9 protein-coding genes are annotated in these 7,267 nt (G+C 59.5%); 7 read left to right on the forward strand and 2 right to left on the reverse strand.

Going from position 1 to position 7,267, the window contains the following annotated elements; translation table 11 throughout:
- The coding region (locus V5B39_RS20910; RefSeq protein WP_332344769.1) for a transposase zinc-binding domain-containing protein at nucleotides 1–263 on the reverse strand (263 nt) is incomplete at its 3' end.
- Between the two features lie 13 nt (nucleotides 264–276).
- Here V5B39_RS20910 and V5B39_RS20915 point away from each other — a divergent pair.
- From V5B39_RS20915 to V5B39_RS20945, 7 genes are all read left to right on the forward strand, one after another.
- A complete protein-coding gene (locus V5B39_RS20915; RefSeq protein ID WP_332344770.1) occupies nucleotides 277–2,025 on the forward strand; it encodes an ABC transporter ATP-binding protein in 1,749 nt (582 codons plus the stop codon).
- On the forward strand, nucleotides 2,022–2,468 hold the full coding sequence (locus V5B39_RS20920; protein WP_332344771.1) for a lasso peptide biosynthesis B2 protein: 447 nt from the start codon (nucleotides 2,022–2,024) through the stop codon (nucleotides 2,466–2,468). The genes V5B39_RS20915 and V5B39_RS20920 overlap by 4 nt, the downstream gene beginning before the upstream one ends.
- A 41-nt stretch (nucleotides 2,469–2,509) precedes the next feature.
- Nucleotides 2,510–3,316, forward strand: coding sequence for a hypothetical protein (locus V5B39_RS20925; RefSeq protein WP_332344772.1), 807 nt, complete (start codon nucleotides 2,510–2,512; stop codon nucleotides 3,314–3,316).
- Nucleotides 3,309–3,605: a PqqD family protein gene (locus tag V5B39_RS20930; protein ID WP_332344773.1), complete on the forward strand. Its 297-nt coding sequence runs from the start codon at nucleotides 3,309–3,311 to the stop codon at nucleotides 3,603–3,605. Before V5B39_RS20925 ends, V5B39_RS20930 begins: the two co-directional genes overlap by 8 nt.
- Before the next feature lie 54 nt (nucleotides 3,606–3,659).
- Nucleotides 3,660–5,579 carry an asparagine synthase-related protein gene (locus tag V5B39_RS20935; RefSeq protein ID WP_332344774.1) on the forward strand — a complete coding sequence of 640 codons (1,920 nt, stop codon included), beginning with the start codon at nucleotides 3,660–3,662 and terminating at the stop codon, nucleotides 5,577–5,579.
- Between the two features lie 281 nt (nucleotides 5,580–5,860).
- Nucleotides 5,861–6,601, forward strand: coding sequence for a hypothetical protein (locus V5B39_RS20940; protein ID WP_332344775.1), 741 nt, complete (start codon nucleotides 5,861–5,863; stop codon nucleotides 6,599–6,601).
- A gap of 173 nt (nucleotides 6,602–6,774) precedes the next feature.
- Nucleotides 6,775–6,939 (forward strand): PqqD family protein, encoded by a 165-nt coding sequence (locus tag V5B39_RS20945; protein WP_332344776.1) that lies wholly within the window; start codon nucleotides 6,775–6,777, stop codon nucleotides 6,937–6,939.
- On the opposite strand, the gene V5B39_RS20950 is transcribed toward V5B39_RS20945, so the two are convergent.
- The coding region (locus V5B39_RS20950; protein ID WP_332344777.1) for a hypothetical protein at nucleotides 6,933–7,267 on the reverse strand (335 nt) is incomplete at its 5' end. The two genes, V5B39_RS20945 and V5B39_RS20950, sit on opposite strands and share 7 nt — an antisense overlap.

Below are 7,267 nucleotides of genomic sequence, written 5' to 3' on the forward strand. Positions count from 1 at the left end.
CAGGAGAAGGCTACAAAGTAGTCGTGCCCACAGTCACCGCAACGTACGCGCGCAAAGCCGTGAGCAAAGATGCCGCATTCCAGATACTTGGCAAACGCCTTGCACACAAAGGGCTTGGGGGTGTGGTGGTCGCCCTGGCCGTCGAACTGACCCGCGCTGGCCAGCTCCAGCCAGGTCACGTAATGCTCTGCCACTGTTTGGTACAGCAGCGTGCGTTCGGGGTGACGTGGGTTGTAGAGCTTGGGTTTTGCAGTGGTCGGCATAAATACTGTACAAATGCACAGTATTCTGCGGCGATTGTTTGGGTACGCAAAGCACAAGGCCCGAACCGTCGCCAGTTCGGACGCGGCGCCCTACCATGCAAAGCTGGCGCTGGCCGGACTCCTGATGCTGGCCGAAACCGGTGTGACGCTGCTCATCCCCTGGCTGGGCGGGCGTTTCGCGGGGAGCCTGCTAGCCGGTCTCCAGGCCAACGTGGGGGCGGTCCTGCTCGCCCTGTTCGTCCTCTTTGCCTGTCAGGCCCTCCTCAGATTCGGCCATGCCTACCTGGTCAGCGTCAGCGGCGAAAGGATAGTGGCCGACCTGCGCATTCGAATTTACGATCACCTGCAATCGTTGCCGCTGGGCTTTTATCACCAACGCCGCCGCGGGGACATCCTGGCGCTGCTGACCTACGAAGCGGCCCAGCTTTCCGGTTTCATCACCGGCACATTGCTCAGCCTGATCCCGCTGCTGCTGCTAGTGGCGGGCGCGGTGCTGGTCATGTTGCGCACCGATGCGGCGCTGGGGTTGGCAGTCGCCGCAGCCATTCCGCTATTCTATTTGCTGCTCAAGATCGTCGGGCGCAAGCTGCGCCCGCTCGCCAGCCAGTTGCAGGAGGAACATGCCGCCGCCGTCGGCATGGCCGAAGAAAACCTCGGCATGCTGCCGGCCATCAAGGCGTTCACGCGGGAAGGACGGGAATCCGAGCGCTATCGCCGGCAGATCCAGCGCATCGTCCGCCTAGGCATCCGCCAGCACCGCATCGAGGCGGCGCTTGAACCGGCGGTTCAGTTCATTTCCGCACTCGCCGTACTTGTCCTGCTCTGGCTGGCGAGCGAAAGCATCAGCGGTGGAAACATGACGCCGGGCGAACTGGTCAGCTTCTTCCTCTACGCCGCCGTGCTGACGCGCCCGGTCGCTGCTTTGGCCAGCGTCTACGGCCAGACCCAGCAGGCGCGCGGCGCCCTGGAGCGTCTGCAAAGCGTGCTGACCGAGCAGCCGGAGCAGATTCTTCACCCCGGCCGCAGCCTGCCGGCGGTGCGCGGCGAAATCACCTTCGATGGCATTCAATTCGCCTATCCCGGCCGGCCGCCCGCACTGCAGGATCTGAACCTGCATATCCAGGCCGGGGAAACGATCGCCATCACCGGCGAGAACGGCGCCGGCAAGAGTACGCTCGTGCACCTGCTGATGCGTCTGCACGAACCCGACGCCGGCCGGATTTGCATCGACGGCATCGATATTGCCGGCGTCAGCCTGCACAGCCTGCGCAGCCAGATCGGCATCGTTCCCCAGCATGTCCTGCTGTTCAACGGTAGCGTCCGCGACAACATCGGCTACGGCCGCCTCGATGCCGATGAAGCGGCGATCGAGAGCGCTGCAAGGACCGCCCAGGCCCACGACTTCATCACCCGGTTGCCGCAGGGCTACGACACCATCATCGGCGACCAGGGCGTCCGCCTCTCCGGTGGTCAGCGCCAGCGCCTCGCCCTGGCCCGTGCGCTGCTCAAGGATCCGCCGATTCTTGTCCTCGACGAAGCGACGGCGATGTTTGATCCGCAAGGCGAGCGATCATTCATCGAAGACTGCCACGATACCCTGCACAACCGGACCGTCATTCTCATCACCCATCGTCCGGCCAGCCTCAAGTTGGCGGACCGGGTGGTCCACATGGCAGGGGGACGGATCGATGTCGGAGAGCATTGCGAACCGGCGCTTCAAGTACTCGGTGATAACATCGACCCCTTATCAGCAATGCCATGACCGCAGTGCCAGAGATTTCCCGTTACGTTTCGATTTATCGCGCACTTTCCGCGCGCGAGCAGAAGGTCCTGCTGGCATCGCTGGCCCTGCTGCCATTGTTTTGGCTCGGCCTGCGGCTGGCTGGCTTGCGGCGTTTCCAGGCATGGCTCGACCGCTCGCCCGTTGCCCAGAGGACACCTCTGACCCACACTGAAGCCGCTGCACTGGGTGTTGCGGTCAACCGTGCCGCGAAACACGTTTTCGGGCCGGTTACCTGCCTCACGCGTTCGCTGGTGCTGCGCTGGTGGTTGCTGCGCCGTTACGGTACGACTAGCGATCTATGTATCGGCGTGCGCTTGGAGCAAGGCGAATTCGCGGCTCACGCGTGGGTGGAAAAAGACGGCATTCCGCTCAATGATCGTCCCGAGTTTGTAGCGCGCTATGCCATTTTCGAATCCAAGTGACAGCTGACTACATAAAAAAGCCCGCGCGACCGCTGGCGCCCGTGCAAGAAGCAGCCTTCCATCAATGGGTCTTTCCCGATGGCTCCCTGTGGACGCAATTTTTCCGTCTGGGTGCGGGCTACCTGCTGCGCTTTCCCGAACTGGCGGACTTCGAGGTGTCGGCAGATGGGTGCATTGTTCAGGGCTGGCCAGCGCCCGGTGTGCCGTCGACCACGGTCGACCACCTGTACCTGAACCAGGTCATGCCGCTGGCGTTGAGTCGGCAAGGCAAGTTGGTGCTGCACGGGAGCGCCGTGGATATTGGCGGGCAGGGTGTCGCGTTTCTGGGCGAGTCGGGTCGCGGCAAATCCACCCTGGCGGCCAGCTTTGCATCGGAAGGAACACGTTTCCTGACAGACGATGGACTGCGCCTGGATTGGGTTGGCGATCGCTGCATGATCCTCCCCAGCCACCCTTCGATCCGTCTGTGGAAGGACAGCCAGGATGCGCTGATCGCTCAGGATGCTGCGATTGCGCCGGCCGTGAGCTTCACCTCCAAGGCCCGGTTTCTCGCGGGATCCGCCATCTCGTTTTGTGACGAAGCCCGACCACTGCGCCGTGTCTTCTTTCTGGGCACGGGCGATGCATCGGCCCCCACTATTGAACCCTTGCGCCCCGCCGAGGCGGTGATCGAAATGGTCAAGCATTCCTTCCTGCTAGATGTTGAAGCCAGAGACATGCTCGCCCGGCATTTCGATGACCTGACCCGGCTGGCAGAATTACCCATCTATTTCCGGCTCGACTATCCTCGCCGCTACAATGCCCTGGCTGCGGTGCGCGAAGCGGTCATCCGGCACGCCGTTGAGTAACAAGAAAGCAGCGAACATGAATTTATCTGACAAGGTATCCATCCCCACGCAGGTGATGGCCCGCACCGTGGGTGACGAAACCGTCATCCTGGACCTGGCCAGCGGCACTTATTTCGGGCTGGACCCGGTGGGTGCTCGGATTTGGCAACTGATGAGCGAGGGGCAGCCGTTGGCCGCGATCTGCGACACGCTGCTTGACGAGTATGAGGTGACGCGGGAGACGCTGGAGGGAGACATCCTGCGGCTGACGGAAGATCTGCGTGCCAAGGGTCTGGTCAGTATTTCTTGATGCTCAACTACTTGACCTTGCTAATGCTTATTGACCTGTGGTCAAGGGGTTGAGATGAGTGGTATCGCCGGAGTCGTTAGGTTTGAACGCGAACTTTCGGACGATTCAACTGTGAGTGACTTGTTGCGCGGCCTTGAACATCGGGCACTTGATGGGTCCATAACACGAAGGCATGGCCGGGCCGAATTCGGATACGCTCATACAGCTTTGCGCCGAAATCACCCAGCATCCGATCACATTGATGTTTGCGCGAGAACAAATCGCCTGATCGTGGTGGATGCCAGCTTGCACAACGCTTGCGAACTTGCTGAATCGTGTGGCTTGGCTTCGGCGCGCGATCCACAAGTGGTTCCTATTGCACGGGTGTTATTGGCCGCCTACGAAAAGTGGGGCAAGGATTTGGCCGACAAATTGCGCGGTGATTTCGCATTGGTCATCTGGGATCCCGCAACCAAAGAGCTTTATGCCGCGCGCGATGCCTTTGGTTGTCGGCCGCTTTTTCTGGCACATCGCCTGGGTGAGTTCGCATTCGCTTCAGAAGTTCAGTCGCTTGTAGCCGCTGATTTCGTTGAGCTGAAGCCGAATATGGTGGCTCTTTCCGACTTCATCGTTTATTCGACCCATCGCGCCTTTGAGGCGAGCTTCGTCCAGGGAATCAATAGAGTCCGAGCGGGTCATTACGCCGTCATTGGATCGTCTGGCATGACACAGGTTCGCTACTGGCCTGTTCCAGGTATTGCTTTGAACGTTGACGTAGGCGGTCAAGAGGATCTTGCCAGCGGCTTTCGCCGGATGCTCAAGGCATCGGTCGCGGCCAACATGGCCAGTGTGGACGGGCCGCTCGCCATTGAGTTGAGTGGCGGCTATGACTCGTCGGCGATCACATTGTTGGCCGCCGAGCATCTGGCAGCCTCGCCGCGGGGTGCGCCCACGCACCTCGTATCGTTTGTCTATCCAGGCCTGACTTGCGATGAGAGCCCCTATTCCGAGGCAGTTGCCGCGTGCACGTCGTTCCCACACGTGAAGATTCCTGCGCCAAGCCTTGCCGCGGCAGAGCTCGGATTCGCCGCCAGCGCGCGACATGGGTGTTCGCCAGTGATTGATCCGTCTTGGCCACGGACACAGGCTTGGGGCCAGGCGCTTCGCTCCTTGGACGCGCGTGTCGCGTTCACCGGTATCGGTGGCGATGACTTGACGTGGGACCCTGACTATGCGCTGGCTCATGCATTCGAAGGACGGTACTTTCGTGCCGTCGTCGAAGCGGTTTGCTCGCGTCAGAAACCATCAGTGCGAGCAAAGGCAATGGCGCTGCGCAGGTTGGTTGGCGTTATCGCGGGGAAAGCCCTGCGAAAGGTTGCGCCGGCACCTTCCCAGCAAGAGGAGGTCCCGCAAAATCTTGAACCCTGGGTCAGGCGTGACATGCTGGTGCCAGATCATGCCGCGTTTCCTCCAGTTCTTAGACCTGAAGATCTGGCTGTCATTTGGGGCAAACGCGCCACTGCTGAACTTGTGTCCTGGTTGATTTCACCGGAGTTTCTTGGGGCAATCGAGTTCATAGAAATACACGCGAGTGGACAGGGCATCACACTGCTTCACCCCTTCCTAAATCGGGATTTGGTGGATTCGGTTTTGCGAATGACGTCCGATCGGCGAAAGGGATACCCTTGGAGGATCAAGTCCTTGCTTCTGCAAGCGCTTCAGGCGGAATGGCCGGCATCGTTGTTGTCGCGCGGGTCGAAGACATCCTTTGACACATACTTCGTCAAGGCCTATGAGTCCGCTACCTTCGGTCTTGCCAAGTTGCCGCATTGTTCAGGGGAACTGATTGACTGGGATAAGGTTGAACTGGCACGTGGCGCCCTTGAACCTTTGCTTCGAACCGGCAAGACTCCGGGTCTATTTGGTCAAGGCCGTTCAATGTGGATTCCAATATGCGTTGAAACTTGGCTAACTGCATGCGACTACTCAAGTTAAACTTACGGCAAATTTTCTTTATCACAATTTAGGAGGATCTATGACTACGAATTCGAACGATGCATACGCCGCACCTATTGGTGCCTTCCTGCCAGCCGTTGCTGTTCGGCGCCCCTATTCCACACCGGCGCTCACGCGGTTTGGGCTTGTTCGAAACTTGACGCAGAAGAGTGGTGCTTCGACTGACGGCACGTTTGCTAACAAGAAAACCTGAATTGGTGGTTTTCCTCTGACGGACGCGAAATCTCCCTGGTCGTAGTCGGCGCATAGGCGAAGCCGATATGCTCGCGCAGGTCGTGGCCGCGTTAGTGTCCGGTTGGCAGTTGGGTAGAAGGCGGTCGGTCCGGCAGGTTGAGAATGAATCTCTTGTCGCCTACCAGTCATGGAGCATTTACCGGGATTCCGCGTACAACGAGTCCGGATTTCGTGATTGGGAGGCAAGCGCGATAGCGACGTATTTCCCAAAAAGTGGCCGTGTACTTGTTCCGTCCTGTGGTGGTGGTCGGGAAGTTCTGGCTTTGGCGCGAAGTGGATTTGAGTTGGTCGCCTTCGAGTGCCAACCCTCTTTTGTTGTTCATTGTAAGGATTTACTTGCGAAGCATGAAATTCCTGCTCAGATTTTCCAAGCGCCTCCCAGCGAAGTCGCCGCGGAAGTTCGAGGAATGCGTTTTGACGCTGCCTTAGTCGGGTGGGGTGGCTACATGCATATTCAGCACGCGCAGCGACGGGTCGCCTTCTTGCGCGATGTGCGCAAAATGATGCCTGTGGGTGCGCCGATTTTGATCTCGTTTTTTACGCGGCGAGAGCAGTCGAAGTTTTTTTTCATCGTCTATTGGGTTGCCAGAGTCGCCAAGGCGATCAGCGGTTCAAGCCTCCCGGTTGAACGGGGCGATAACATGGATGGCTCGTTCGATCATCACTTCACGAGCGATGAAATCAGGGCAGAATGCAAGGCCGCTGGGTTTGAGGTGCTGGTGTTTCATCAACGTCCCTATGGCCACGTCGTTGCCCGTGCGACATAGATTGACCCATTTCGCCGGTGATTTATCGGAGCGTCATGCGTTCCGATGCCTAGGTCGCCTGCTGCAGTGGGGTTCATCCCGGCCATGAAAAGCGTCACGGGTGCTGGTCAAATTGAGCGCATGCAGTCCATTTCAGTCCCACCTAACCATGTCGCTTCTATGAGCAGTGTTGCGTGGGCGCGCGCATCTGGGCGTTGATGGGCGAGGGCCAGAAGCTGGCGGAAATCTGCGCGACGATGCTGGAAGAGTACGAGGTCGAGCGCGCGCAGCTGGAGGCTGATGTGCTGCGACTGGCTACGGAACTGGCAGAGCGCGGCCTGGTTACACCGGCTCAGTAATCCGCCTTGTGATACAGCCCGACGATCAGCGGCTTGTCGTTGCGCTGGATGACTTCGATGGTGACTGCGCCGCTGCGAATCTGCGGTGAGCCATCGCCCTTGCGCAGCACGCGTGCCTGGTAGCTGCCTTCGCCGCGCGTGAGCTTGCCGTCGCCTGACCAGGCGACATCCCAGATGTAGAGGGCGCGGTTTTCCGAGTTGCGGAACAATTCGCCGTACTCGGCGCGGATCTGTTTCTTGTCCCCGCGCTCCATGTGCGCCGAGGCGTCGAAAAGGGCCAGCAGATTTTCCAGATCGCCGCGCTGATATTGCTCGGAGAGGTTGGCGA

The organism is Accumulibacter sp. (assembly GCF_036625275.1).
Classification (GTDB): Bacteria; Pseudomonadota; Gammaproteobacteria; order Burkholderiales; family Rhodocyclaceae; genus Accumulibacter.

What these genes read in the sequence shown, in the direction of transcription:
- V5B39_RS20915 (WP_332344770.1), top strand. Translation starts at nt 277, where the DNA reads ATGCACAGTATTCTGCGGCGATTGTTTGGGTACGCAAAGCACAAGGCC.
- V5B39_RS20920 (WP_332344771.1), top strand. Translation starts at nt 2,022, where the DNA reads ATGACCGCAGTGCCAGAGATTTCCCGTTACGTTTCGATTTATCGCGCA.
- V5B39_RS20935 (WP_332344774.1), top strand. Translation starts at nt 3,660, where the DNA reads ATGAGTGGTATCGCCGGAGTCGTTAGGTTTGAACGCGAACTTTCGGAC.
- V5B39_RS20940 (WP_332344775.1), top strand. Translation starts at nt 5,861, where the DNA reads ATGCTCGCGCAGGTCGTGGCCGCGTTAGTGTCCGGTTGGCAGTTGGGT.